At 35.8% G+C, this 26935-nt stretch carries 25 protein-coding genes and 1 tRNA gene; 22 read left to right on the top strand and 4 right to left on the bottom strand.

The window, feature by feature from the left end:
* Nucleotides 1-198: 198 nt before the first annotated feature.
* The 22 genes from ACY2A0_RS12665 to ACY2A0_RS12560 all read left to right on the top strand — a co-directional run bounded on the left by ACY2A0_RS12665 (nt 199) and on the right by ACY2A0_RS12560 (nt 23511).
* A complete protein-coding gene (locus tag ACY2A0_RS12665) occupies nt 199-1449 on the top strand; it encodes an ABC transporter ATP-binding protein (protein ID WP_461789887.1) in 1251 nt (416 codons plus the stop codon).
* A complete protein-coding gene (gene glf, locus ACY2A0_RS12660) occupies nt 1442-2548 on the top strand; it encodes a UDP-galactopyranose mutase (RefSeq protein WP_461789886.1) in 1107 nt (368 codons plus the stop codon). Before ACY2A0_RS12665 ends, glf begins: the two co-directional genes overlap by 8 nt.
* On the top strand, nt 2545-3591 hold the full coding sequence (locus tag ACY2A0_RS12655) for a glycosyltransferase (protein WP_461789885.1): 1047 nt from the start codon (nt 2545-2547) through the stop codon (nt 3589-3591). Before glf ends, ACY2A0_RS12655 begins: the two co-directional genes overlap by 4 nt.
* Nucleotides 3591-4214, top strand: coding sequence for a DUF1919 domain-containing protein (locus tag ACY2A0_RS12650; RefSeq protein WP_461789884.1), 624 nt, complete (start codon nt 3591-3593; stop codon nt 4212-4214). The genes ACY2A0_RS12655 and ACY2A0_RS12650 overlap by 1 nt, the downstream gene beginning before the upstream one ends.
* 2 nt (nt 4215-4216) lie before the next feature.
* Nucleotides 4217-5125, top strand: coding sequence for a glycosyltransferase (locus ACY2A0_RS12645; protein ID WP_461789883.1), 909 nt, complete (start codon nt 4217-4219; stop codon nt 5123-5125).
* 86 nt (nt 5126-5211) lie between these two features.
* The gene (locus ACY2A0_RS12640) at nt 5212-6348 is read left to right on the top strand and encodes a hypothetical protein (RefSeq protein ID WP_461789882.1); all 1137 of its coding nucleotides are present in this window, start codon (nt 5212-5214) and stop codon (nt 6346-6348) included.
* Nucleotides 6335-6868, top strand: a complete 534-nt coding sequence (locus ACY2A0_RS12635) for an acyltransferase (protein ID WP_461791533.1) — start codon at nt 6335-6337, stop codon at nt 6866-6868. The genes ACY2A0_RS12640 and ACY2A0_RS12635 overlap by 14 nt, the downstream gene beginning before the upstream one ends.
* A gap of 119 nt (nt 6869-6987) precedes the next feature.
* Entirely contained in the window at nt 6988-7731 is a 744-nt protein-coding gene (locus ACY2A0_RS12630) for an FkbM family methyltransferase (protein ID WP_461789880.1), read from the top strand.
* Nucleotides 7725-8636 (top strand): glycosyltransferase, encoded by a 912-nt coding sequence (locus tag ACY2A0_RS12625; RefSeq protein ID WP_461789879.1) that lies wholly within the window; start codon nt 7725-7727, stop codon nt 8634-8636. Before ACY2A0_RS12630 ends, ACY2A0_RS12625 begins: the two co-directional genes overlap by 7 nt.
* The gene (locus ACY2A0_RS12620) at nt 8636-9793 is read left to right on the top strand and encodes a glycosyltransferase (protein ID WP_461789878.1); all 1158 of its coding nucleotides are present in this window, start codon (nt 8636-8638) and stop codon (nt 9791-9793) included. The genes ACY2A0_RS12625 and ACY2A0_RS12620 overlap by 1 nt, the downstream gene beginning before the upstream one ends.
* An 81-nt stretch (nt 9794-9874) precedes the next feature.
* Nucleotides 9875-10699, top strand: a complete 825-nt coding sequence (locus tag ACY2A0_RS12615; RefSeq protein WP_461789877.1) for a glycosyltransferase family 2 protein — start codon at nt 9875-9877, stop codon at nt 10697-10699.
* 101 nt (nt 10700-10800) lie between these two features.
* Nucleotides 10801-11562: a glycosyltransferase gene (locus ACY2A0_RS12610; RefSeq protein ID WP_461791754.1), complete on the top strand. Its 762-nt coding sequence runs from the start codon at nt 10801-10803 to the stop codon at nt 11560-11562.
* Between the two features lies 1 nt (nt 11563).
* Nucleotides 11564-12421 carry a glycosyltransferase family 2 protein gene (locus tag ACY2A0_RS12605; protein ID WP_461789875.1) on the top strand — a complete coding sequence of 286 codons (858 nt, stop codon included), beginning with the start codon at nt 11564-11566 and terminating at the stop codon, nt 12419-12421.
* Entirely contained in the window at nt 12421-13647 is a 1227-nt protein-coding gene (locus ACY2A0_RS12600; RefSeq protein ID WP_461789874.1) for a glycosyltransferase family 4 protein, read from the top strand. The genes ACY2A0_RS12605 and ACY2A0_RS12600 overlap by 1 nt, the downstream gene beginning before the upstream one ends.
* Nucleotides 13641-14852 (top strand): glycosyltransferase family 4 protein, encoded by a 1212-nt coding sequence (locus tag ACY2A0_RS12595; RefSeq protein WP_461791532.1) that lies wholly within the window; start codon nt 13641-13643, stop codon nt 14850-14852. The genes ACY2A0_RS12600 and ACY2A0_RS12595 overlap by 7 nt, the downstream gene beginning before the upstream one ends.
* Nucleotides 14839-16254, top strand: a complete 1416-nt coding sequence (locus ACY2A0_RS12590) for an exosortase Y-associated Wzy-like protein (RefSeq protein WP_461789872.1) — start codon at nt 14839-14841, stop codon at nt 16252-16254. The genes ACY2A0_RS12595 and ACY2A0_RS12590 overlap by 14 nt, the downstream gene beginning before the upstream one ends.
* Nucleotides 16255-16417: 163 nt before the next feature.
* Nucleotides 16418-18124 (top strand): M3 family oligoendopeptidase, encoded by a 1707-nt coding sequence (locus ACY2A0_RS12585; RefSeq protein ID WP_461789871.1) that lies wholly within the window; start codon nt 16418-16420, stop codon nt 18122-18124.
* Nucleotides 18125-18314: 190 nt separating this feature from the next.
* Complete coding sequence (locus tag ACY2A0_RS12580) at nt 18315-20273, top strand: amino acid permease (RefSeq protein WP_461789870.1); 1959 nt, start codon at nt 18315-18317, stop codon at nt 20271-20273.
* A 103-nt stretch (nt 20274-20376) separates the two neighbouring features.
* The gene (locus ACY2A0_RS12575) at nt 20377-21534 is read left to right on the top strand and encodes an XrtY-associated glycosyltransferase XYAG1 (RefSeq protein WP_461789869.1); all 1158 of its coding nucleotides are present in this window, start codon (nt 20377-20379) and stop codon (nt 21532-21534) included.
* 13 nt (nt 21535-21547) lie between these two features.
* Complete coding sequence (locus ACY2A0_RS12570; RefSeq protein ID WP_461789868.1) at nt 21548-22432, top strand: glycosyltransferase family 2 protein; 885 nt, start codon at nt 21548-21550, stop codon at nt 22430-22432.
* A complete protein-coding gene (xrtY, locus tag ACY2A0_RS12565; protein ID WP_461789867.1) occupies nt 22404-22976 on the top strand; it encodes an exosortase Y in 573 nt (190 codons plus the stop codon). The genes ACY2A0_RS12570 and xrtY overlap by 29 nt, the downstream gene beginning before the upstream one ends.
* Nucleotides 22957-23511, top strand: a complete 555-nt coding sequence (locus ACY2A0_RS12560) for a WcaF family extracellular polysaccharide biosynthesis acetyltransferase (RefSeq protein WP_461789866.1) — start codon at nt 22957-22959, stop codon at nt 23509-23511. Before xrtY ends, ACY2A0_RS12560 begins: the two co-directional genes overlap by 20 nt.
* 84 nt (nt 23512-23595) lie before the next feature.
* Here ACY2A0_RS12560 and obgE read toward each other — a convergent pair whose 3' ends face one another.
* The 4 genes from obgE to ACY2A0_RS12540 form a co-directional block, all read right to left on the bottom strand.
* Complete coding sequence (gene obgE / locus ACY2A0_RS12555; protein ID WP_461789865.1) at nt 23596-24591, bottom strand: GTPase ObgE; 996 nt, start codon at nt 24589-24591, stop codon at nt 23596-23598.
* Nucleotides 24592-24822: 231 nt separating this feature from the next.
* Nucleotides 24823-25392 carry an adenylate kinase gene (locus ACY2A0_RS12550; protein WP_461789864.1) on the bottom strand — a complete coding sequence of 190 codons (570 nt, stop codon included), beginning with the start codon at nt 25390-25392 and terminating at the stop codon, nt 24823-24825.
* A gap of 65 nt (nt 25393-25457) precedes the next feature.
* A tRNA-Arg gene (locus ACY2A0_RS12545) sits at nt 25458-25531 on the bottom strand.
* Nucleotides 25532-26469: 938 nt separating this feature from the next.
* Nucleotides 26470-26931 (bottom strand): redoxin domain-containing protein, encoded by a 462-nt coding sequence (locus ACY2A0_RS12540; RefSeq protein ID WP_461789863.1) that lies wholly within the window; start codon nt 26929-26931, stop codon nt 26470-26472.
* Nucleotides 26932-26935 lie beyond the last annotated feature (4 nt).

Here is a 26935-nt window from a genome sequence, read left to right as displayed (position 1 = left end):
TGGATCTTATAAAAAGCGTCTTTTTCTTCTACCCAAAGACCAGAGTTTTATTTTTTATAAAAGAAAGTAAACCAAGCAATCTTCCTATGAAACATGTCGAACGCAGACTTAAAAAGCGTAATTGAAAAACTAAGATTTTACTTAACCATGCCGATCCTTGTACGAGTATAAGGAAAACCAGAAACAACAATAGACAACATGTCCAACATTGCTATAAAAGCAGAAAACCTAAGTAAAGCTTACCAACTTGGCGAAATTGGTACAGGCACCATCAGTCGTGATTTGGAACGTTGGTATGCCCGTATTCGAGGTAAGGAAGATCCTTTTTTGCGCATTGGCGAAACTAACGATCGAACCAGCAAAGGCAATTCAGATATTGTTTGGAGTTTGAAAGATATCAACTTCGAAATTGAGCAAGGTGATGCCGTAGGAATCATAGGTCGTAACGGAGCTGGCAAGAGTACCTTATTAAAAGTACTTAGCCGTGTAACCAGTCCTACTACCGGTCGCATTACGGGCAAAGGGCGCATTGCTTCCTTATTAGAAGTAGGGACAGGTTTTCATCCGGAACTTACCGGCCGCGAAAACATTTACCTCAACGGTGCCATTTTGGGCATGCGTAAAAAGGAAATTACCCGCAAGTTTGATGAAATTGTAGATTTTGCTGGCGTAGAGCGCTACATTGATACTCCAGTGAAGCGCTACTCGAGCGGTATGTATGTGCGTTTAGCCTTTGCCGTTGCTGCCCACTTAGAAAGTGAAATTTTGATTGTGGACGAAGTATTGGCCGTTGGTGATGCTGAATTTCAAAAGAAATGCTTAGGCAAAATGGGCGAAGTAAGTAAAGGTGAAGGGAGAACGGTGTTGTTTGTGAGTCATAATATGGGGAGTGTGAAGACGCTTTGTAATAAGGGCATACTTTTGAAAAACGGAAAAATTGAATTCAATGGCAATATAAACGAAACCGTAGAGAGATACAGCCTAGTATTCAATAACGAAATTAAAAGTTCTTATTACAACCCTCAGGAAAAAGACGAAAAAATAACTCATATTTTTTTAACAGATTCAGCAAACAAAAGAAAATCTAGTATTTCGGAACTTGACAATGAATATTACTTAAATTTCGAGATTAAACTTAAAAACAAACTTAATGTAAATTTCGGGTGCACATTGTACACCAACAATGGTGAAGCTTTTATGTCGACTCCTATTTTAACTGACTTTTCTAAAGGAAAAGATATTTATCATTACAAAATCAAACTACCCCATCGCTTTTTCAAAGCTGGCATTTACTCACTAGAGGGCGCTTTATGGATTAATGGAGGGGAAGTACTGGATAAAAATGAGAGCTTCTTACATATTGTAGTCGAGCCCAGGAGCAAAGTTGAACTGGAGGGTGATTCAATCAAAGGAATTATACAAAACCCATATAATTGGACAAATGAATAAAAAGTTACTAATTGTAGGCGCTGGTTTTTCCGGAGCAGTCATAGCTGAACAACTTTCAAAAAATCCAAACAACGACATTACGATCATTGAAGAGCGAAATCATATTGGAGGTAACTGTTATACTGAAAGAGATCCTGAAACTAATGTCATGGTTCATACTTATGGTCCTCACATTTTTAATACAGACAACCTACAAGTTTGGAATTATATACAACAGTTTACTGAACTCATGCCTTTCATAAACAGAGTGAAATCTGTTTACGATAACAATATATATTCTCTTCCAATAAACTTGCATACTATAAATCAATTTTTTGGAAAAACTTTGAATCCCAAAGAAGCGCAGGAATTTATAACAAATATAGGTGACAAGAAATTTACAAATCCTAAAAATTTTGAAGAGCAAGCACTTAGGCTTATAGGCAAAGATCTTTATAAAGCTTTCTTCTATGGCTACACGAAAAAACAATGGGGGTGTGAGCCTAAAGAACTTCCTGCTGGCATTTTAAAACGGTTGCCAATTCGTTTCAACTACGACGATAATTATTACGGAACAGCTTTGCAAGGAATACCCAAAAACGGTTATACTGAGATTTTTGAGAAAATGCTTGATAAAACAAATATAACGGTAAAACTAAATAGTAAATTTTCGCAAGTAGATGCATCAACCTACGATCATACTTTTTATACCGGACCATTAGATGCATTTTTTAATTTCAAATTTGGCAGACTTGGTTACAGGACGGTTTATTTCGAAAAACATACTATGAAGGGGGATTATCAAGGAAATGCCGTTATTAATTATGCCGAAGAAAGCATTCCCTACACACGCATACATGAGCATAAACATTTTACACCTTGGGAACAGCACGAAAAAACAATTTATTTTAAAGAATTTAGTAAAGAAACTGAACCTTATGACGACCCTTTTTATCCTAAAAGATTAAAAGACGACATGGATAAATTAGAGCTGTATCAAAAAGAAGTGGAAAATTTAAAGAATGTAACGTTTTTGGGTAGACTTGCGACATATCGCTATATGGACATGCATCATGTTATAGCGGAAGCGTTGGAAATTGCAAAGAATTTCAAGATATGATGACTACCGATAAAATATTGATTTATACCCCTTTCCCTTATGATATTAACAAAGGCGGACCACCGGGTTTTATTGCTCATAATCTGGTTGATGTTAAATCAAATTATTTTATTTTATCAAACCATTTAATTCCTAAATCAAGTTTTTTAAATAAAGTTAAATATAAAATTTTCGAACATGTTTTTAATGAGACTGATTCATACTTCGATAAAATAAAAGCCAATAGATATAAATATCTTTATTTTCATGATTGCTTAAGCTTCTACTCTTGTCGAAAAAAAATTAAAAGTTCGCAAATTGTAATCTTTCAGTCGCATTCACCCGAACTGCCTTCCGAAGAAGTAAAAAGTTTTGGTGATAATGATTTTTATGAACTAGTTAAAAAAGCTGAAATTGAAGCTTTCGACAGGGCGGATATATTAGTATTTCCAAATTCTGGTGCAGAAAAAATTTACGAGACAGTAAAAAGAACTCAGTCAGAAACAAAATACATATTAAGCGGTGCTAAGAGTGTTAGCGATATTAGGAGATACCCACTTGATAAGGAAAAAATAAATGTATTGTATATAGGTAGAAGAAATCAAGTTAAAGGTTTTGACATGTTACTCAATCAATTCTCTAAAGTATCGGAATTCAGAAAAAATATAAACCTGATAATAGTTGGTAATGGTGAAAAAATAAATGGAACAAATATATACGACGTCGGATTTTCAAGCACTCCTAATAACTGGTATAACAGTGTTGATTACGTCATTAATTGCAACCGTCAAAGCTATTTTGATTTATCTGTCATTGAAGCTCTTTCCACTGGTGTCCCTTTAATCATGACAGATAATTTCGGACATGAATATTATAGAGACAAATCTAAAGAAATAATAACTTTTGATTCTAACTCTCCTGAACAACTTTTTGAAATCTTAACCAAAGAGCCTCTTAAAAAAAGAGATTACGAGACAAAAGAAAATATAAATTTATATAAAAATGAATTAAGCAACTTAATTTATATTAACCGTTTAGAGAGCTTCGTAAAAGAAATATTATAATGTTTTCCTATATCCGAACCAAATTTAATTTTCACGCTAACAATCTTTATTGTTGGCTTCTGAGAAAAAAAAATAAAAACAAAAATTTTTCAATTATTTCTAACAACTGTTGGGGAGGCGGCGTATACGAAGATTTGGGTATAAAATATTTCACTCCAACCATTGGACTTTTTTTCTTTGCGCCATGTTATATTAAGTTCATTAAAGATTTAAAACTTTATCTATCATCGGAATTACAGTTCAAGAACAAGTCAAAATATTTATCGGATGCAGATTTATCTTATCCAATTGGCGTGTTGAGAGACATTGAAATTCACTTTTTACATTATGGATCAGAAAAGGAAGCTAAAGAAAAGTGGGACGACAGAAAGAAAAGAATTAACTTTGATAATTTGTTCATTAGTTTTTCTGACAGGGACCTATGTACATTAGAGCTTGCTTTAGAATTTGATTCATTGAATTATAAAAATAAAGTTTTCTTTTCTGCTAAAAATATACCTGAGATTAGATCGATTGTGCACTTGAAAGATTTTAAGAATCAAAAATGTATTGGCGACATCTACACATTAAGATGGTCTTATAGAAAAGCGTTTAATATTTTAACATGGCTTAATAGTAACTAATAATGACTCCAAAAATAAGTGTAGTTATAAGCGCTCATAATCCTCGGAAAGATTTTTTTCCAAAGGTGTTACGCGGATTGGAAAGACAGACCTTAGCAAATAATGATTGGGAACTTATTATTGTCGATAACTTATCTACAGAAAAACTTCAAAATATTTATAAAATAAACTGGCATCCTAACCATAGATTTATTGTTGAAGAGAATCTAGGATTAGCTTATGCTAGAAAACGAGGTTTTTTTGAAGCGAAAGGAGATTTACTTATAAACGTAGATGATGATATAATTTTAGATGAAAATTATCTGAAAAATGCTTGGAACATCTACAGCCGTTTCCCTTTCTTAGGAGTTTTCGGATGTCAAATAAAACCAGAATTTGAAATACCACCAAAATTAAAAATAGAGTACTACGGTAATGCAGAAAGAAAGGTAGAGGAAGATATCTGGTCAAATAACATAAAAGAATATGATTCAACACCATTTGGTGCTGGTATGTGTTTGAGGAAAGAAGTTTACAAAGAATACCTAGAGGTTCTAGAAACGGAGGATTTTAGATTGCAATTAGGCAGAAGAGGAAAAGAGCTTTTATCCTGTGAAGATATAGATATTGTTTTTTTTACTTGTCAAATGGGACTAGGGAAAGGCATGTTTAAAGACTTGATTATAACACATTTTGTACCTGAAACCAAAATGTCAGTTGGATATTTAATTAAAAACAATTATTGGAATATGTACTCAGCTACCTTCCAAAACTACTATTTGTTTGGACAGGTTCCAAATCAACCATCATTGAAGACTATAATATTAAGATGGCTCAGAATAATTTCAATGGACGGTTTTAAGAGAAAGGTTGAATTTGCTAAAATTAAAGGTGTAAAAGATGCTCTTAAAAAATTGAAAGAAGCTAATTAACACTTAATACGCAGACATTATTTAATAATTGCTATGAATTCACCTAAAATAAATGCTATAGCAATAATAATTTTAAATAAAAATTAATGAAAATAAAATCGGTATACTTTTTTATTGCAGATCATGTAAAAACGTACGAGGATTCATTAATCTATCTAGCAGAAGGCCTCGATAAACTAGGCATACCATTCTATGCCAATAAAAATTTTTGGCAGAAAGACGTTGATGGGAACTACTTGTTCAATAAAGATGAAAACGTGTCATATAAAGATTGTGATCTTGTAGTTATATCATATACTTGGTTCGAATATATAGATCACGTGTCTTATAAACACTTCCAACAGGAGTTCCCACATTTCTTATTTTCAAAAAACAGGAAGTATAAAGTCATATATCTAGATCCTACCGATGGTTATCGAACTAGAAGTTGGGACGAAGAATTTAGAAAATTTGACATCATTTTTAGAGCAAAGTACAATAAATACACATACAATCCTGATAATGTTAAGCCATGGGTTTTAGGTTTTACTTCCAGAATTCTTGAAGCAACTAAAAACTTTAAAGTTAGTGATGAGAGAAATAGAGTAGTGCTTCAGAACTTTAATTTTACACACCCATATGAACATGGAATAAGAAAGATTGCGAAAGAAAGTATTTTACCTAAGATTAACGAAAAAATAAAGGTCGTGACAAATGTGAACGATGAACGAGAAGTATTAACAGGGTATAATTTATTGATGTGGGAACAGACAGGAGGTAAACATTCTCCGAAATATTATGACACTTTAAAGAGTTCATTTGCTATTGCCGCCTTTTGTGGCGAATTAATCCCTTACTACCCGAAGAATCCTAGTAACTATATGAAAGGTGGTAACAAGGGTAAAATTCTTAAAATAGCGTATGATATCATCTCTAATCTCTGTAAGAAAGATATGCGAATTATCCAATGGGATAGTTGGAGATTTTGGGAAAGCCTGTGTGCTGGATGCATTCCAATACATTTGGATTTAGAAAAGTATGGTGTCGAGTTACCAATAATGCCAGAAAATTGGAAGCATTATGTGGGTATAAATTTAGAAAAGATTGAAGATGATATTGAAAGATTAGTCAATGATAAAAAAGTTGACAATATCGGAACTACAGGTTATAACTGGGCGATGACTCATTACTCACCTAGTGCTGCAACAAAAAGATTAATCGAGCAATTAAATGAATTACTTTAAACGATTTTACTTAAAACTTAGAACTATAAGAATAAAAAGGCTAAAAAATTTGTCTATTGGAACAAAAAACTATTTCTATTATAATACTGAGATATCCTTTATATATGGTGGAAAAATTGAAATCGCGAACAATAATGAATTTTTGAACGGTGTTCTTTTGATGACCTATGGTGGAAAAATAAAGATCGGAAGCAATTGTAGCTTCAATCCACATTCTATAATATACGGACACGGAAACGGAGTAGAGATAGGAAATGATGTGTTGATTGCAGCCAATTGTGTTATTATTCCCTGTAATCATGTGTTCGTGGATAAAAAAAGGTTAATTAGAGAACAGGATATAGTATCAAAAGGCATCATAATTGAAGATGATGTATGGATTGGAGCGAATGTAATGGTTTTAGATGGGGCGATAATAAGAAAAGGAGCTATTATCGCTGCGGGAAGCGTTGTTAGAGGAGAAATAGAATCTTATAAAATATATGGTGGTTCTCCCGCCAAATACATAAAAGACAGATAAACTAAATGAATATAAATTTTTTACGTCAATTAACCTTTAAAGAACAAATTACTCTAATACTAAATTTAATAAGAAATAAATTTCAGAGTTTTTCTTCCCCCAATCAGAGATTTAAGACTTTGTACGATCAACTAGTTAAGGAAGGTGTCAAATTCACAAAACAGGGAAGCGATACTAGGATAGATGGTTTCAATGTAAATGGCAAGAATATCAGCCTTCTTATGAGAAGGAACACAAGTGATATTGATGTTTTTCAGCAAATTTTGATCGAGGAAGAATTTAAACCCTTGTTAGTATTGTTAAGAAAATTAGATTTGCTTAATCATAGTTTAAACGTTGTAGATGCTGGTGGAAATGTCGGTTTCGTATCGATATATCTTTCAGTTTTTTTAAGGATATCTAATCTTATAGTAATCGAACCCGCAAGTGATAATATTAACTACTTAAATTTAAACCTCGAAATAAATGGAATCTCAAACTATAAAATAGTGCAAGGAGGTATTCATTATGAAGACGATAAACTATCGCTAAACACATCGTTTAGAGACGGAAACTTTTGGTCCATCAATTTAGTAAAAGGTCAACATGATAGAAATATTCCGGTTTACTCTGTTGATACAATAAGAAAAAATTCTAACCTAGACATTATTGATATTTTAAAAATAGATATCGAAGGCAGTGAAAAAGGTATATTTGAGCACAAGAATTTAGATTGGCTTGACATTGTAAGAGTAATAACTATTGAAGTCCATGAAGAATTCATTTCCAAGGAATTCGTTAAAAAACGCTTAACAGATAAGCTTTTTGAAGTTTTTGAACAAGGAGAACTTCTAATAGGCTATAATACTAGACTCGTATGCTAAGCGTAATTATTTGTACTTATAACCCAAAAATTTCCTATTTAAAGCAAACTTTAGCGGCTTTAAGATCTCAAACTCTCACCCCAACTGAATGGGAATTAATTATAGTTGATAATAATAGTTCAAATAATTTCGCCCAAGAAATTGATATATCTTGGCATCCTAACGTTAATATCGTGTTTGAAGCAACCCAAGGATTAACTCCAGCACGAGCTAAAGGCATTTTATCCGCCTCTGGAAACTATCTTCTATTTGTTGATGACGACAACATACTAAGCAAAAATTATCTTTTTGAAATAATAGAAATAAATAAGAAATGGCCATTAATTGGTGCTTTCGGGGGTAGTATTCAAGGTATTTTCGAAATTGAACCTGAAGCCTGGACTAAAGACTATTGGTATTATTTAGCACTAAGAGATGTTGAGAAAGACTATTGGAGTAATGATCCTAATAGTTCCAAGGCAGAGCCTTGTGGGGCAGGTTTGTGTATAAGAAGGGACGTTTGTTTTCAATATTTAGAAAATCTTAACAACCAGCCTCAAAGAAAAAGATTAGATAGAACAGCTAACTCTCTTGTTTCGGGAGGCGATACAGATATGATATTGACCGCACTCGATATGGGATACGGAATGGCAGTTTTTAAATCTTTAAAAATGCAACATATCATACCCCCTGAAAGATTAACGGAACATTATTTATTAAAATTGATGGAAGGATTAAAATATTCTCACATAATACTTTCTAAATTGCGAGGAAATCAAGACATCAAATATCGTTATGATTTTATTGACTTTGTAAAAAACAATTATTACTTATTCAGGCTTAAAGGAAGAGCAAAAAGATTCTATAAAGCAAAAATAAGAGGTGAATCAAAGGCGTTTAGATTTATAGAGCAAAATCAATTGTGATGTCTGGAGCAAAAATTCTCTTTATAGCAGACGAAATTCCTCAGTCTATCAATGCAGGATCAATACAGTTTATGAGACTGCTAAAAAGTTATCCTTCAGAAAATCTCTTGATAATTGGAAGAAAACCTACGAATAATGCTGAAATATTGAATTGCAAATACTATACATTTGAAGTTAAATTAATTGACAGGTTGCGTTTAAGTAGATTAGCTAGGTATTTAAGTGATATACAGTCGATTGGTTTAGCATTACCTAAGTTACCTAATCAGCTACAAAAAATTGCTGATGATTTTAAACCAGACTTAATAATAAGTTTAATGCAGTTTTTACCATTTTATTACGCTGCATACCATTATTCTAAAGAAAAAAAAATTCCTTTAGTACTGTTTTGCCATGACGATACGGAAGACTTTGCTAATCCTCACAATATTTTTAGGAAAGAACTGGTAAAACTAAATGCTAAAATCTATCAAGCAGCAAGTAGTCGGGTTTGTATCAGCCCCGAAATGGCTACAGCATGGGAAAAAAAATATGGAGCAAAATCCGAATTTCTCTACCCTACATTTTCAGATGCTATACAGGGACGCAAGTTGGAAAAATCTGTAATGCTTGTAAACGGTAGTACACTAACTATAGGATATGCAGGATCATTAGCTTACGGATATTTGGAAGGCATCAATGAAATCGTTACAATACTAGAGGACACGAATACTAAATTAAAGATTTTTAGAGACGTAGATAACCGAATAGAAAAATCGCCGAACATCGAATTTATGGGTTATGCAGAAACTCCTGAAGAGACTTGGAAAAAAATAAGCGAACAATGCGATGCGGTAATACTACCATACTCCGAAGAAAAAAAATTTAAGCAACTCTATTCCACGCATTTCCCTAGCAAACTTCCTGAATACATAAAATTGAATATGCCTATCATTGTAATTGGTCCTCCTTATGCTAATGGAATAAAATGGTGTAAGAGTAAACAAGGTATGTTATCAGGCAATAAAAAAGACCTTAAAAACTTAATCAATTTTCTATTATTTTCGTCCAATAGGCTTAAATGTATTGGACAAATTAGCCAGATAAAAGATTTTGAACACCATTCTATACTGGAAAAATTTAGAAAAATAATAGCCGCTATTTATACACCTGGCTAAAAGATAAGCTAAATAATATTAATCGTACTTATCTAGGTATTTTTCTGTAACAAATAATTTATCACAAATAAATTCAACAATTTGAAAATTTTTGGTATCTGCTTAATAAAAAATGAAGCAGATTGTATTGAAGAAATCTTATCAAAAGCATCTACTTGGTGTGATAAGATATTCGTTTTTGACACCGGAAGTGATGATGATAGCTGGGAAAAAGTTCTCTCGTTGGCAAGAGAGAATCATATCATTATACCATTCAAAAAAGAAAAAAGAAAATTTAGAGATGAGTTAAGAGCCGAAGTGTTTAACAACTATAAACATTTAGCGCAAGACGGAGATTGGTGGTGCAGGTTGGATGCTGATGAGATTTATATTGATAATCCTAGACATTTTTTGAAACAAATACCCAAAAGTCAACATGTAGTGTGGAATGCTAGTTTCCAGTATTATTTTACAGAAGTGGAAAAATCAGTATTCGAACAAAGTCCTGACTCTTTTGACAAAATGGAACTAGAAGGTAGAATCAAATACTATTTATGTAATCATTCAGAAATTAGATTCTTTAAGTTTAGAAGTAGACTAACTTGGAAAAACGGATCTTGGCCTAGGCACTTAGGTATTACGGCATGCCAACGTATTAAACTAAAGCATTATCAATATAGGTCCCCTTCGCAAATGCAGAAAAGGCTTGTAACTCGATTGATCGCGATACAAGAGGGTTATCATGTGTTCGCTAGCTACACAAAGGGAACACATTGGGAACAAAGTATAAAAGATTCCAATACCCTCAAACTAGATGATGGGTCAAAGAATTACTCTTATGACAATGGCTTACTGCCAAAACATATAGAACGTTGGGATAAGCGTTTGTTAAAATACATCCTACATACAGTTGGTATATTTCCTTAACATTTCAAAATGTATTCAGTAATAATCGCTACAAATAACCGACAAAAAGAATTGTCAACTGTAATAGCCTGTTTAAAAAATCAAATTTTTAACCAGAAAACATTATAATAATTGATAGTTCAGATGTAACTGATAACCGCTATATAAATGATACCGCAGTTTTTTACAAAAAAGTTGAATATAAAAGTGCTGCTAAGCAGAGGAATGAAGGTGCATTAATGAGTAATTCTGAATACGTTGTGTTTTTAGATGATGACGTTGAGTTCGACCAATTTTTTTTTGATAGTATCTTCAAATTAGTAAAATCAAATAATATTGCAATTTGCGCCCCTCGACAAATAGGTGCAGAAATTCAAAAACCAAGCTTTCTATTAAAACTTTACTATAAAATTCAATCAGGTTACACTCATGAATCGTATGGAGGTAAGTTGTTTGGACCAGGCTTGAACTGCTACCCCCACTATTCATACACTGAAGAAGAACTCATGAAAGTTGATTGGCTTCCATCGACATGCCTAATTATCAAACGTGATGTTTTTAGTCTTTTCAAATTTCCGAATTTTGATGGCTATAGTTTTGGAGAAGATGTTTACCTCACAGCTTCGATAGGTAAAATCCACCCGATTTATTGCTTTCCGAAGATTTACTACAAACACTATTCTCTACCTACTGTATTCAAGAAAGATATATTAGCGCTAAATAAAATGAAGTTACAGAATCAAAAAAAGATAGCGAAAGACATCTTAGGTCTTTCGGGAACAGAATTAAAAATAAAAATGCTTCTTCATAGAATTTTTTTAAGTTTATATGCGCTAAAAAGTCAGAGAAATAAGCTTTTGTATCTACGTTCTATATGGCAATAGCATGGAACTATTAATTGGTATAACGTCTAAGAATAGGGCGAAAATATTGCCCAAAGCAATTTGTTCAGCGCTAAGACAAACTTTTGCGGAAAAAAAAATTTGGGTTTATGACGATGCTTCTGAAGACAATACAACAGATTTGTTAAAAACATTTAACAATGTGAGTTGGTCGATTGGTGAAACTTCCAAGGGACTAGTTTGGGCAAGAAATTTCTTTATGCAGAAAGAAGGTTATAATTACTTTTGTAGCCTAGATGACGATGCATGGTTTCTTGAAAACGACGCTATTGAAGAAGCTATGCTTTACTTAAAATCTAATCCAGATGTAGGTGCTCTCGGATTCGATATGCTTAGTCCAGATGCACCAGAAAAAAAAACCAAGAACCCATATTTTTGTGAGACTAACAATTTCATCGGTTGTGGTCATATAATTAACTTAAAAGCGGCAAAAGAAATCGGTTATTACACTCCAAATCCTGGTTTCTACGGCGCTGAGGAAAAAGATTTCTGTATAAGATTGATAGACTTAGGGTATAAAATAATCACATACAAGGGGAAGTATGTATGGCATGATAAAACCATGATATCAAGAAATTTAAGCGCACAGCATCGATCTGGAGTATGCAACGATTTAGTCTTTACTTATCGTAGGGCACCATTTTTAACATTAATCCCACTTATTTTGATAAAAATATTTAAACATGCCAAATTTGCTGTGAATCATAAACCGACCTCTCTTATATCTCCTTTCAAAGACGGATTTATTGATTTTATCAAATGGCTATTAAAAGGAAACACAAACAGAAAGGCTGTGAGCTTTAAAGCTTTCAAACGATATACAGATCTTCAAAAAAACTAATGCCTAAACAGATCAAAGTTTTACTAGCTCATCCTGGTACGCAACATTCTTTCCAATTAGCAAAACAGTTGGAGAAAAATGGCCTTTTATTTGAATTTTGGTCACCATTTGTAGTTCCAGAAAAAAGTTGTCTTTATTACGTCTTAAAAAGGTTACCACATACACTTTTCAAAAAATTATCTAACCGAATAATTAGCGGTGTTAGTCGAACTAAAATCAAGACAATTTGGTGGTTTGAAATTAACTATTTAATAAAAGGAAAACTTAAAGGATTTGATGAAAAACTAATTTATGAGCGGAATAAGCAATTTCAAATGCTCATACCAGATAAGTCTCTAAACGAGGCAGACGTTATCATTGGATTTGATACTTCTTCCTTTTTGTTGGTCAAACGGGCAAAACAAAAGGAAAAAATTTTCATTCTAGATCAGAGCATAGCCCATCCAAATTCTAAAGCCATTATTTTCGAGAAGCTAAACAGTTTATATCCGCATTTAAAACTACGACTTCCTTTTAAATCTGAACAATTAACAGCATTGGAGAAAGTAGAACATGAAAATGCTGATTATATCATAACAGCAAGCACCTTTACAAAAAAAACATTAGTCGAAAATCAAGTAGACGACAAAAAAATTGTTATCAACCCCTATGGTGTCGATAATCAAAGATTTAACTTAAATCAATTATCTACTAAAGAAAAATTGAGATTTTTATTTGTTGGTTCTTTAACCGCAAGGAAAGGAATTAACATCTTATTAAAAGTTTGGAAAGAATTAAATCCCCTAAATGCTGAATTATTGTTGGTAGGGCCAGCCGAAAAAGAGATTATAGACCAAATTCCTCAACTCGCTTCAATAAATTATTTGGGTAAAATTGCACATCAAGACTTACAATTAACCGTTAGCTCTTGTGATGTTTTCGTACTACCAAGTTTTTTTGAAGGTTTCGGATTGGTAATTTTAGAAGCAATGGCTTGCGGTTTACCCGTAATTAGCACCGAAGCTACTGGTGCTCCCGACATTATCGAATCTGGTATCGATGGAATAGTTTACAATTCATTTGATACAGAGAAATTAAAAGCTAGTATCCAACTCTTTTTAGAGTCGCCAGATAAAGCAAAAACTTTGGGTTTGAATGCCCGTAAAAAAGTAGAAAACTTCACTTGGGATGCTTACGGATTTAGATGGGCACAGCTTATTAATAATTTATTTGATTGCAAATGTTGATCATTTTCGCTACTCACCCAATTCAATATCAGGTGCCTCTTTGGAGAAAGATGACCGAAGCTGGTATCAAGTTAGAAGTTTGGTATTTTACTGACTTTGGTTTGAAAGATAGTTATGATGTGCAATTTGGCAAATCTTTTTCTTGGGATTTACCGATGTTAGAAGGATATGCCTATCGCTTTATTAAAACAAACGCCGGTGCAGCGCCAAATCAAGGGTTTAAAAACTGTCGTATCGCTGAAAATATCAAAGATAAATTAAAATCAGCGAGGGCTACTCATGTTTACATCAATGGCTGGCACATCATGGCCTACTGGCAGGCGCTATGGACTGCCAAAGCCTTAGGATTAAAAACCATATTCAAAGGCGAAAGCAATGATCTGAAACCTGAGAGCAAATGGAAGTGGCCTTTAAAGAAGCTGATATTAACGAGTTTTTTCAGGCGAATAGATTATTTCTTATATATCGGTGAAGCTAACAAAAGGCTTTATAAAAAATACAACATACCAGATCATAAACTACTTCCGGGTCTGTACTGTATAGAAAATGATAGATTTTTTGAGCAGTCACTTAAGGCAAATAATCAGAAAGCTATATTAAGAAACAAATGGGGAGTTCCTACTGATGCATTTTGTATATTGTTTTCCGGAAAATTCATTTCAAAAAAACGGCCTGTAGATATTGTACTTGCAGCAGAAAAAATAATTAAAAATCCGTCTATTAAAAACAAAATTCACCTACTTTTCGTCGGGGACGGACTATTGTACGAGGATATTGCATCAAGGGTAAATGTAGTTTATGATAAAGAAAAAGGACTAATTAATCATTTTACCAAAGACAGGGTTAATGCCAGCTTTACAGGTTTTGTAAATCAAATGGAAATACCAATTTGCTACGCAATAGCGGACTGTCTTATTTTACCATCCGACTATGGAGAAACTTGGGGTTTAGTAGCCAATGAAGCGATGGCCACTGGCCTTCCCGTTATTATATCATCACAATGTGGTTCTGCGGAAGACTTGTTAAAACCAATTTTACCTAATTTAGTATTTGAAACGGGAAACATAAATTCTTTACAGAGGGCAGTTGAATGGCTAATTCTCAACGGTTTTAAAAAAAAACAGGTGCTTGATCATATTCAAAAATATTGTTACTCATCTACGATAAATTCAACACTTGCTATCCTAACTGATGCCGTCAAATAAAGCGAAATATTTCCTCTTTTTCGTGCCTTTTGTGATTTCTTTTCTACTAAGTGGCACCCCAGTTATTAGCTTTTTTGTAGCATGGCTCGGCTCTTTTTACATATTCTATCTAACTTGGCTTTCTCCTCATCGCATAGTAAAAAAAGACTTGAGTATATCTCATCAGATCATGCGACCAATTTTTCTATTACAACTCATATTTGCAGGCTTTATGTGCTGCACTTCGATCTTCTACTTCATAGACCATTTAGGATATGAGTATTTTGAAAAAGTTGACTCGATAAGCTTTGTTGTTAATGAGGAAACTTATTTAATTGCAAAGTGTCAGCGGCTGGCCTTACTGGCACATACAGCTTTAGTTTGTGGGATTCTAATGGCACAACAAAGCCGACAAAAAAAACGAGCTTATGAATTTCATTTAAATCGTAGAAAAAACATCATTTGGTTGAGAATTGGAATAGCTTCTTACCTTTTAACCATTGTAATGCAGTTTTTGCCTGGTTTGTTTCAATTTTCGATATACTTAAGCAACATCGCTATCTTTTGCGCTTCTTTGTTATTGTTAAAAGGTTTAAGGAGCAAAGATTCAATCTTTATCATTTATGGAGCGACCATGTTCGGGGTTAACTTTATTAATGCAACGCTTACAGGCTACAAGGAACATATCATTGTGAACGTAATCATATTATTTGCTCTACTATTTCCCTATTATAAACGGCTAATAACTGTATTAGCGATTCCTAGCATCTATTTTCTACTTTACATCTTGCCTACATACGCTAATATCATACGTCAGCAATCATGGAGCGGTGATAAATCAGCAGAGGAAGCAAGATCGGAAGCCTTTGAGACGATATTTCAAGAAGATAATAGTGACCAAATCGTTGAAACGAACTGGAGTTTTTTGACCAATAGATTTTCTGAAATTGGAATGTTTACTCAGTTTGTTAATCATGTTCCTGAAAAGAGAGATTTTTACGGTTGGGAAATTATAGAAAATTCATTCTTAGCTATTATACCAAGAGTTTTTTACCCAAATAAACCAGTTACTGAAAAGATTGCCATGCAGCGAGTTTATGATGCAGGGGTTGCCGATGAAAGATCTTCAGTTTCTGCAAAAACACGTCCGGTAGTAGATGCTTACCTTTCTTTTGGCTATTTCGGTGTTTTACTGTTTTTATTCGCTTTAGGTTACACCGTTCAATTTTTTAACAATACCGCTGAGCGCTGGTTTGGCGGCTATGAATTTGGATGTATTGTAATGTTCAACGCTTGTTTTCAAACGCTTTGGCGTGGAAATAACTTTGAATTCATGATCAACAACATGTTTTACGGCTTTATCACCATGTGGCTAATGTTTGTCATCCTTCGGAAAATGCAAATTTTAGTACGAAAACATTGACCCAGAACTCATAGTCTTAAAGCCTGATGTTTCCAAAAACGCTGGTGTACAACATCCACTAACAGTCTACTTATAACCTACAGCATTTAGACGCTGTTAAGGAACTATAAAACAACAAAACATTCGTAACTTTTCTACGTTCAAACTATACAACATTATACATATGACTACTGTAAAAAAACAGCGCAACTATATCCCTCAAGATTTAACCATTAAATGGGAAAACCTCTCTCCTATTTTTGAAGAACTACAACACAGAAATATCACCAGTGCCGCCGAACTTGAACATTGGCTACGTGACAAGAGCGAGCTGGAAGCAGCTTTGGAAGAGGACTTTGCTTGGCGCTACATCAAAATGAGCTGCGATACAGCTAATGAACAGTTAGTAACCGACTTTCAATACTTCGCAACAGAGATTGAACCTAAAATAGCACCGTTAGCCAACGAACTAAACAAAAAATTGGTAGAAAGCGAATATGTGGAAGAGCTAGACCAACAGAAATATTTCGTTTACTTACGTGCTGTACGCAAAGCCTTAGAGCTTTTCCGAGAAGAAAATATTCCGTTGTTTACCGATTTACAGGTTAAACAACAAAAATACCAAGGTATTACCGGTGCGATGAGTGTTGAAATTAACGGGCAGGAATACACATTGGAACAAGCCAGTAACTTCTTGAAAGATACCGACCGCAACATTCGCCAAAATGCTTGGGAAACCATCCAAAGACGTCGTTTGGCAGATAAAGATGATTTAAACATCCTATTTGACGAACTGGTGAAGCTACGCCATCAAGTAGCGCTGAACGCTGGTTTTGAAAATTACCGCGATTACATGTTCCAAGCCCTAGGCCGTTTTGATTATACGCCTAAAGATTGTTACAAATTTGCCGAAGCGATTGAAACCGAAATTGTTCCGATATTAAGGGAACAAGCACAACAGCGCAAAGAGGCTTTAGGTTTAGATACGTTACGTCCTTGGGATTTAGATGTAAGTACTACCGGAAAACCAGCATTGAAACCGTTTCAGAATGGCAACGACTTAATTGACAAATCCATCGCTTGTTTCAATCAGATTGACTCTTCCCTTGGCGAAAAGTTGGCTTTCATGAAGACGAATAACTTATTTGATGTAGAAAGTAGAAGAGGCAAAGCGCCAGGTGGCTATAATTATCCTCTAGCGGAAACCGGAGCACCATTTATTTTCATGAACTCCGCAAATTCATTGCGTGATTTAACTACCATGGTGCATGAGGGCGGTCACGCTATTCATACTTTTTTAACCGCAAATTTGGAGCTGAATGACTTTAAACATTGCCCTTCGGAAGTAGCTGAACTAGCTTCAATGAGTATGGAATTGATTTCCATGGATCAATGGAACGTATATTTCGATAAAGAAGAAGATTTGATTAGGGCTAAAAAGGAACAGCTGATCGACGTGTTGAAAACCTTACCTTGGGTAGCGGTGATCGATCAGTTCCAACATTGGATTTATACCAATCCTGATCACAATGCGGCAGACAGGGAAGAAGCTTTCAAGCAAATTTACGATCGTTTCGGGGCAGGCTTCGCCGATTGGACAGACTTGGAGCAGCAGTTTGGAAATGTTTGGCAAAAACAACTACACTTGTTTGAGGTTCCATTTTATTACATCGAGTACGCCATTGCGCAATTGGGCGCTATCGCAGTGTGGAAAAATTACAAAAATGATCCTCAACGTGGACTACAACAATATTTAGATGCTCTTTCGTTAGGCTACACTAAGCCAATGAACGAAATTTACGAGACGGCAGGCATCAAATTCGATTTTAGCGCAGATTATATTCAAGAATTGGCGGCATTTGTTAAAACCGAGCTTGAAAAATTGGGCTAGGATCAATAATCGGTTTGATATCATTCAGCACTGACGTACATTTTTGAAGCCGATCAACGGCACAGTGCCAACTAATCCATATGAAATGGACAAACGGCGCTGCTGAAATAAATTCAGTACGACTCGGTATGTGTCGAACAAAAATAAATCTAAAGTTGTAAATTGCACCATCATCAAACAAACCTAGTGCATGCTAAAAAACCTGTTCAGAAAGAAATCTGTAAGCAAAATATTGGCCGACGCCGCAAAAGGCTATGGCGATCATGAAGCGTCTCTACATAAAACCCTTGGTGTTAGAGACCTAACAGCCTTTGGTATTGCCGCAATTATTGGTGCTGGCATTTTCAGCACCATCGGAAAAGCCAGTGCTGATGGCGGACCAGCCGTAATTTTCTTATTCATCTTTACTGCCATTGCATGTAGCTTCGCCGCTTTCGCTTATGCAGAATTTGCCTCTATGGTACCTGTCTCTGGAAGTGCATACACTTACTCGTATGTAGCTTTCGGCGAGTTAGTCGCTTGGATCATAGGTTGGTCGCTCATAATGGAATACGCCATTGGAAATATCACGGTGGCCATATCCTGGTCGGATTATTTTACAGGGTTACTCTCCTCCATCAAAATACCAGCGCTAGGCATCAATGGCATCCATGTACCTGATTGGGCTAGTATGGATTACCTTAGTGCCTATAACGGACACAAACATGCTGAGGCTTTAGTAAATGCGGGAAAAAGCATAGCTGATTTAGATGATGCAACCCGCCTGGCAAGTAATGCTTGGAACACTGCGCCACAAATTGGTGGTTTTCACATTGTGGCCGACATTCCCGCTTTAGCCATTATCATACTGATCACTTGGTTGGTATATCGTGGAATGAAAGAGTCAAGAAATGCAAGTAATGCCATGGTTGTGGTGAAATTAGCAGTAATATTACTGGTATTAGCGGTTGGTATTTTTTACGTAGATACCAGCAATTGGAACCCTTTCGCACCTAACGGAATGTCGGGTGTACTTAAAGGCGTATCTGCCGTATTTTTTGCCTACATCGGGTTTGATGCCATTTCAACCACAGCTGAAGAATGTAAAAATCCCCAACGTGATTTGCCACGAGGAATGATGTGGGCCATCATCATATGTACCACACTCTATATCGCCATTGCGTTAGTATTAACAGGGATTGTAAAATATAATACACTTGCCGTTGGCGATCCGCTAGCTTATGTTTTTGATCAAATCGATTTGAAACTAATGAGTGGCATTATTGCGGTATCTGCAGTTTTTGCCATGGCATCTGTTTTATTGGTATTCCAAATGGGACAGCCACGTATTTGGATGAGTATGAGTAGAGATGGCTTGCTGCCGAAATCTTTTTCCAAGATTCATCCTAAGTACAAAACACCTTCATTTTCAACAGTAGTAGTGGGCTTCGTGGTGGCCGTACCGTCCTTATTCCTTAACTTAACCACCGTTACAGATTTATGTTCTATAGGAACTTTGTTTGCGTTCGTACTAGTTTGTGCTGGTGTGCTAGTGCTTCAAAACAGGCCAGATGTGCAACGTGGCAAGTTCAAAATACCTTATGTCAACGCCAAATTTATCATTCCTGTACTTCTTGCTGGCGGATTAATTTTAGCATTCACTCAGTTTAAAGCAGAAACTACTGCTTTTCTAACTAATCAAGCTAAAGTGATCAGTCCAACCAAATTCGTTACTTCACTGAATGCAGAAGAACTACAAACCGTTAAGAACGAAATTGCCGAAAGTCCAGTAGTATTGCAGGGCAAACAGATAGATGCTGAAGCTTATTTAAGCAACCTTAAAACCGAGCAATATGAAGGGTTCATGAGCAAATCTAGCATCAGTAAAGACAAAAAATACGAAAGTGGTTGGCACTTGTTCAAACATAAGATCCCGATGTGGATTTTCATGATCATTTGTGTCATCATCACTTATCTTTCTATTGCAAAAAATCTCTCCTTAATCCCCGTATTGGGATTGCTGAGTTGTCTTTACATGATGTGCGAGTTGGATTTAAGCAACTGGATTGGATTTTCGATATGGTTGGTAGTTGGCTTAGTGATCTACTTCTTCTACGGTTATAGGAACAGTAAATTGTCAAAAGAAGAAAATGGTGCTTTAGTGCATTAACCATTGGTTATAAGTTACTAATTATGATCTCTGCATCTGTTAATCAATTATGTGCCGTTAAATGATTCAGTCTTTCAAAACTTACTCATTCATCCACTAAATATTGAAGATAATCCAAATTTGTGCTGCTTATAAACCTGCCTACGTTTACGGCGGGCCTACCATGTCAGTTGCAAAACTTGCTGAAGAGTTGACAAAAGATGGACGAGATGTAATAGTGCTAGCTACAACCGCCAATGGAAAATCAGAACTTGACGTTCCTGTAGACAAACAGCAAATAGTTGACGGCGTTAAAGTACATTACTTCAAACGACTTACCAAAGATCATACTCATTTTTCTCCGGCGCTACTGTGGTTCTTACACAAAGAAATCAAGAGGAATAAGCGTTCACCTCAGCCTGCCCAACTGGTTGTACATATTCATGCTTGGTGGAACCTAGTATCCATATTTTCCTCCCTTATAGCAAAATGGCATCACGTTAAAGTGGTATTATCGCCCAGAGGAATGCTTACCAACTACACACTTAACAATAGGAATTCGAAGTTTAAGGATGTTTTACACAAACTAATTGGCAAAACGCTACTAGCATATAGCCATATACATGCCACCAGCCAAAAGGAACAAAATGACGTAGTGCAAACTGTTGCTACTAGAGGCGTAACGGTTATACCAAACTTTGTTGCATTGCCGCAAACTTCATTTGAAACGCCTCATGCTAAAACAACAACTTATCGACTGCTGTTTCTGTCGCGAGTTGAGCAAAAGAAAGGACTCGAAATTCTTTTCGAAGCATTAACTAAAATAGATTTCCCCTGGCAACTTACCATAGCCGGCAGTGGAGATGAAAATTACATCGAGCAACTTAAACAAGAGGCGTCTTCAAAAAATATCACTAAAAACCTTCGTTGGCTTGGCCACGTTGCTAATGAGCAAAAATTCGAATTGATTGCTCAACAAGATCTGTTGGTACTCACTTCATATAACGAAAATTTCGCTAATGTAGTTGTTGAAAGTTTAGCGATGGGCACCCCCGTATTAGTGAGCAAAGAAGTAGGTTTGGCCGACTATGTGCTTAACAACAAGCTTGGTTGGGTTACTAGTTTAGATGCGGAAGACGTTGCTGCAAAGCTTACTAGTGCATACTACGATGTAACTTTACGCGACCAGATTCGTTCAAATGCACCATTACTGGTTCGAGATGAATTTGATGGGAATAGACTAACAGCACAATATTACGACATGTATCAAAGCTTATTTTAAATATATTTGTACGATGTCCCAAGCCTTTAGCTTTATTATCCTTACTTTCAACGAAGAGCAACACCTACCCAGACTGCTTTCTTCGATCAGCGAGTTAAATGCACCTATCTTCATACTAGATTCTGGAAGTACAGATCGTACACTTCAAATTGCCGAAGAGTTTAATGCAACGGTACAATATCACGCATTCGAAAATCACCCTAAGCAATGGGATTACGCCATTAAAACATTTGAAGTAAACACCCCTTGGACCATTGGTTTAGATGCCGATCAAATTGTTACTCCAGAGCTATTAACACTGCTTAAAAACTTCGATCAGAATACTTATAAGGATATAGACGGGATTTATTTCAACCGTAAAAATTTCTTTAAAGGTAAATGGATCAAATACGGTGGCTATTACCCTAAATACCTACTTAAAATGTTCCGTACTGGTGTTGGATTCTCAGACACCAACGAAAATATGGACCATCGCTTTGTTGTATCTGGCAAAACAGCAATTTGGAAAAAAGGGCACATTCTAGAAGAAAACTTAAAAGAAAACGAAATCAGTTTTTGGATAGCTAAGCATAACAGATATAGTGATTTGGTGGCTCAAGAAGAGATTGAAAGGATGAATGAACTAAGGCATCAGACCACAAAACCTAAACTTTTTGGGGATCCTTACCAGCGGATGGCATTTTTTAAAAAGATGTGGTGGAACATGCCTCGCTTCGTGCGTCCATTTCTTTATTTCAGTTACCGAATGATTTTTCAGTTAGGAATCTTGGATGGAAAAACCGGGATCATTTTTCATTTTTTACAAGGTTTTTGGTTTCGTATTATAGTGGATATTAAAATTGAAGAACAATTAAAAAAGTCAACAAGTAATGCAGCAGTTGAAAAAAATTTGGGCTGATCCATACCTTAGATTTGTAATTTTATTTGTTGGCTTATACCTTTTATTCAACTATTTCAACGAATTTTATATCGGAATTACAAATAAAGGCGGCTTGTATAGTGGCTTCCTCGATGAGCATCTCAACTATATCGAATGGTGGCGAAGTTCTTTGTTAAAGGGTGCGGCCTCAATTTTACACTTATTCGGCTACACTGCTATAACTAATGAAACAGATTTGCTAGTGGTTGGCAAAGGAGGCATCCGACTTATATATACCTGTTTAGGATATGGTTTGATGAGCGTATTTGCAGCATTCTGTCTATCATTTCCTCGACCATTTAAACATCGACTAATCTTCTTATTTATTGGCCTGCTATTCATACAGTTCGTAAATGTCCTGAGATTTGTTTTATTGCCACTATTTTGGGACAGAAAACATCCTTTTCTCGGGATGGATCATCACGACCTATTTAACATCATCATCTACTTACTTCTATTTGGAATGTGCTATCTTTGGATAAAATATTCAATTAGAGTTACAAATGCTAAAAACTCAGCTTAGAAAAGCCTTTGACACAAAAGGGTTTGATCCCGGAGCCTCTTCTTTGAAAATATTACTTTGGTACTTTACTAGTGTGATATTTATCCGATCTGGTATCATTCCATTCAGCAGCATCATTGTATTCATTTTAAAACTATTTGGTGCTAAAATTGGTAAAGATGTACGTATAAAACCCGGAATTTATATCCATTACCCTTGGAAACTGTCGTTAGGGGACCATTCTTGGTTAGCCGAATGTAGAATTGAAAACCTGGCTCCAGTAACCATAGGTGCAAATGCCTGTGTATCTCAAAAAGCAATGCTGTTAACGGGAAATCACGACTATGCTTCGGTAAATTTCGATTTGATAACAAAGCCCATTGTATTAGAAGAAGGGACATGGGTTGGTGCAAATGCAACGGTTTGTCCAGGTGTTACATTGAAATCACACGCAGTACTCACTGTTGGCTCTGTGGCTACAAAAAATCTGGAACCTTATAGCATTTACAAAGGTGATCCCGCTATTAAGATAAAAGATCGAATAATTAAAGGCTAGTAGTTTTCCGTAAATAAAATTACCTCCTGAGCCACTTACTAATCCCTAGTCCCTAACACCTAATCCCTAATACCTAGTCCCTAACTAGCTATTAATCGCTTTCCATAGTAAATCTTTCAACTCTAGCAAGCCTTGCTGCGCTACGGATGAAATAAAAAGATGTGGAATAGCAGGCAGTTCTTTCTCCATCTCGCTTTTCAGCTCCTCATCTAACATATCTGATTTAGTAACTGCCAAAATATGTGGTTTCTGCATCAATTCTGGATTGAATTCCTGTAACTCACGCTTCAAAATATCATATTCTTCGGCAATACTTCTGCTTGTATCTGCCGGCACCATGAACAACAATACCGAGTTACGCTCAATATGTCTTAAAAATCTAAACCCTAAACCTTTTCCTTTAGATGCTCCTTCAATAATCCCTGGAATATCTGCCATTATAAACGACTTTGAATCGCGATAGGATACAATCCCTAAGTTAGGTACTAAAGTAGTAAATGGATAATCGGCAATTTCTGGCTTAGCAGCAGATAAAACGGAAAGCAAGGTAGATTTACCTGCATTTGGAAAACCCACTAAACCAACATCTGCCAGTACCTTTAATTCCAAAACTACCCATTCCTCCAAACCTGATTCTCCTGGTTGCGCAAAGCGAGGTGTTTGTTGGGTAGCACTTTTAAAATGTGAATTACCCAAGCCGCCCCTACCGCCGGAAGTCAGGATCTTGGTTTCGCCATCTTCGGTAATCTCAAAAATTACTTCGCCGGTTTCCGCATTTCTAGCGATAGTTCCCAATGGCACTTCCAATATTTCATCCTTACCCTGCTTGCCAAATTTGTGACCACTACCTCCAGCACCGCCATCTTCTGCAATAATGTGCTTCCGATACTTCAAATGCAGTAAAGTCCAAAACTGTGCATTACCTTTTAGAATAATGTGTCCGCCCCTACCGCCATCACCGCCGTCAGGACCGCCCATAGAAGTGTGTTTGTCACGGTGCAAATGTGCAGAGCCTGGTCCGCCTTTTCCGGAGCGACAACAAATCTTTACATAATCGACAAAATTGGAACCTTGAGACATTTTAAATTACGATTTTAGATTTACGAAATACGATTGTTAGCAGGCTATATTCTTTTTATTGCTGAAATTTGGAATGTTACTCAATTGGCTAATTCTAAATTTCTTTGTGTTCTTTGCGTCTTCGTGGTAAACCTTAATAAAAACAAACATCCGCAAAAATAACCAATGTATTTTATACGGATGTTAATCATCAGCTAATTTTCAAATCGTTAAATTAGCTAATTAAATAGGTTAGTAGCTGTCGATAACCTCGCAAAGGCTACCAAAAATTACCTCGATTTCGCCAATACCATTTACCTTAACCAATTTACCTTGGCCTTCGTAGTAGGGTAAAACATGAATGGTTTTGTTGAAATATTCGTCAATACGTTTTTTTAGTTTCTCCGCATCATCATCAGGTCTACCGCTAATTTTATGACGCTCGGCAATACGGCGGGTCAACTCATCTTGATCAACATCTAATGCAATAACTCCATCAATTTTCGATGATTTACCTTCTAAGAATTTATCCAGTTCTTCTGCTTGAGGTACCGTACGAGGAAATCCATCAAAAATAAAACCTTTTGCATCAGGATTTTTATCTACTTCCTCTTCTAACATGGCAATGGTAATGCTGTCAGGTACTAATTCACCATCAGCAATGAGTTTGCTTACTTGTTGACCTAGTGGGGTTTGGTTTTTGATGTGCCCGCGGAATAAATCGCCGGTGGAGATGTGTACTAACTGATATTTATCAATTAATTTCTGAGATTGGGTGCCTTTGCCTGCTCCCGGAGGCCCAAAGAGAACTAAATTGAGCATTTAAGTTTATCTTTAAAAATTAAAAGCCTTCCCGCTTGGGCGGCAAGGCTTTACCTAATTGTTTGTGCTCTCGTAGGGATTCGAACCCCAAACCTTCTCATCCGTAGTGAGATGCTCTATCCAGTTGAGCTACGAAAGCATTTCCGTATCGCTAACGGAATGCAAAAGTAATGTTTCAAATTTATATTCGCAATTTTTTTGTTGTAAATATTTAAATAAAGTATCGCAATAGTCCTATCTCTTTGAAAATCATGCAACTGCTTATTATTCAACCAAAGACTCGCTATCGCTTTATTTCAAACTAGCGTCGGGATGCCCGCTACTGCAGGTTTAATGTACGACAACACGTGCTATACAAACTTTGACCGACCTCTAAAAAAACGCTACAACATTTGCCAAAGCTTGATAATCATTTGCGCTCTTGACGATCACCTTGCCCTTTTGCGTTATAAAATAACCACAAAGCACACAAAGCAAACCACAAGATTCAACGAGAAACTTCTTTGCGATCTTCGAGAAAACTTCTCTTCCCTCTGCGTTATAAAATAACCGCAAAGCACACAAAGCAACACAAAGCAAACCACAAGATTCACGAGAAATGCCTTTGCGATCTTTGCGAAGACTTCTCTTCCCTCTGCGTTAAAAAATAACCGCAAAGCACACAAAGCAACACAAAGCAAACTATAAGATTACTAGAAATGCCTTTGCGATCTTCGCGAAGACTTCTCTTCCCTCTGCGTTAAAAAATAACCGCAAAGCACACAAAGCAACACAAAGCAAACCATAAGATTCAACGAGAAACTTCTTTGCGAACTTTGCGAAGACCTCTCTTCCCTTTGCGTTAAAAATAACCGCAAAGCACAAACAGCAACGCTACCTAACGACTTATGTAAAATGGCGCACAGGTTTAAGTAAGCCAAACCCGATTGAAGCGAAAATACTTTTTGTTGCACTTTTTTTCAACTTCGTAAGTTTTAAAAACTTACGAAGTTTGAGCACCACAAATCACAAAAAGATTGCAGCGAAAAGCGGGGCATTACGCTAAATAGTAGCAGCAAGATTGCTTTTCAAAACTTTTTAACCGGCAACTACTTTATTGATAGCAGCGAAGTCAGGCAAATTACCAGCGTCTTCTAAAACTTCCGCATAGGCGATCTTACCTTCTTCATCAATTACAAAGGCAGCACGCTTAGCGATACCTTTCATGCCTAAAAAATCTTCGTACAATGCTCCGTAAGCAGCTGCAGCGTCTTTGTTAAAATCAGATAGCAAAGGAAACTGATAAGCCTGCTCTTCCTTGAACTTACCTAAAGTAAAAGGAGAATCAACAGAAACACCTAAAACCTGTGCGTTTAAACCTTCATAGTATCCGAAATTATCTCTCATGGTACAAAGTTGCGTGGTGCAAACTCCGGTGAAAGCCAGCGGAAAAAAATGAAGAACAACTTTTTTACCTTTAAAATCGCCTAACGAAACTTCTTTAAGTTCCGTGCTCTTTAATTTAAAATCTGGAGCCTGAGCCCCTACTTGTAATGACATCTAT

The organism is Pedobacter sp. (genome assembly GCF_965249885.1).
Classification (GTDB): Bacteria; Bacteroidota; Bacteroidia; order Sphingobacteriales; family Sphingobacteriaceae; genus Pedobacter.
This window is presented reverse-complemented; position numbering and strand designations above follow the sequence as displayed.

Excerpts from the sequence above, each read along its gene's own strand:
- ACY2A0_RS12665 (WP_461789887.1), top strand. The coding sequence starts at position 199 with ATGTCCAACATTGCTATAAAAGCAGAAAACCTAAGTAAAGCTTACCAA.
- glf (WP_461789886.1), top strand. The coding sequence starts at position 1,442 with ATGAATAAAAAGTTACTAATTGTAGGCGCTGGTTTTTCCGGAGCAGTC.
- ACY2A0_RS12655 (WP_461789885.1), top strand. The coding sequence starts at position 2,545 with ATGATGACTACCGATAAAATATTGATTTATACCCCTTTCCCTTATGAT.
- ACY2A0_RS12650 (WP_461789884.1), top strand. The coding sequence starts at position 3,591 with ATGTTTTCCTATATCCGAACCAAATTTAATTTTCACGCTAACAATCTT.
- ACY2A0_RS12645 (WP_461789883.1), top strand. The coding sequence starts at position 4,217 with ATGACTCCAAAAATAAGTGTAGTTATAAGCGCTCATAATCCTCGGAAA.
- ACY2A0_RS12640 (WP_461789882.1), top strand. The coding sequence starts at position 5,212 with ATGAAAATAAAATCGGTATACTTTTTTATTGCAGATCATGTAAAAACG.
- ACY2A0_RS12635 (WP_461791533.1), top strand. The coding sequence starts at position 6,335 with ATGAATTACTTTAAACGATTTTACTTAAAACTTAGAACTATAAGAATA.
- ACY2A0_RS12625 (WP_461789879.1), top strand. The coding sequence starts at position 7,725 with ATGCTAAGCGTAATTATTTGTACTTATAACCCAAAAATTTCCTATTTA.
- ACY2A0_RS12620 (WP_461789878.1), top strand. The coding sequence starts at position 8,636 with ATGTCTGGAGCAAAAATTCTCTTTATAGCAGACGAAATTCCTCAGTCT.
- ACY2A0_RS12605 (WP_461789875.1), top strand. The coding sequence starts at position 11,564 with ATGGAACTATTAATTGGTATAACGTCTAAGAATAGGGCGAAAATATTG.
- ACY2A0_RS12600 (WP_461789874.1), top strand. The coding sequence starts at position 12,421 with ATGCCTAAACAGATCAAAGTTTTACTAGCTCATCCTGGTACGCAACAT.
- ACY2A0_RS12595 (WP_461791532.1), top strand. The coding sequence starts at position 13,641 with ATGTTGATCATTTTCGCTACTCACCCAATTCAATATCAGGTGCCTCTT.
- ACY2A0_RS12590 (WP_461789872.1), top strand. The coding sequence starts at position 14,839 with ATGCCGTCAAATAAAGCGAAATATTTCCTCTTTTTCGTGCCTTTTGTG.
- ACY2A0_RS12585 (WP_461789871.1), top strand. The coding sequence starts at position 16,418 with ATGACTACTGTAAAAAAACAGCGCAACTATATCCCTCAAGATTTAACC.
- ACY2A0_RS12580 (WP_461789870.1), top strand. The coding sequence starts at position 18,315 with ATGCTAAAAAACCTGTTCAGAAAGAAATCTGTAAGCAAAATATTGGCC.
- ACY2A0_RS12570 (WP_461789868.1), top strand. The coding sequence starts at position 21,548 with ATGTCCCAAGCCTTTAGCTTTATTATCCTTACTTTCAACGAAGAGCAA.
- xrtY (WP_461789867.1), top strand. The coding sequence starts at position 22,404 with ATGCAGCAGTTGAAAAAAATTTGGGCTGATCCATACCTTAGATTTGTA.
- ACY2A0_RS12560 (WP_461789866.1), top strand. The coding sequence starts at position 22,957 with ATGCTAAAAACTCAGCTTAGAAAAGCCTTTGACACAAAAGGGTTTGAT.
- obgE (WP_461789865.1), bottom strand. The coding sequence starts at position 24,591 with ATGTCTCAAGGTTCCAATTTTGTCGATTATGTAAAGATTTGTTGTCGC.
- ACY2A0_RS12550 (WP_461789864.1), bottom strand. The coding sequence starts at position 25,392 with ATGCTCAATTTAGTTCTCTTTGGGCCTCCGGGAGCAGGCAAAGGCACC.
- ACY2A0_RS12540 (WP_461789863.1), bottom strand. The coding sequence starts at position 26,931 with ATGTCATTACAAGTAGGGGCTCAGGCTCCAGATTTTAAATTAAAGAGC.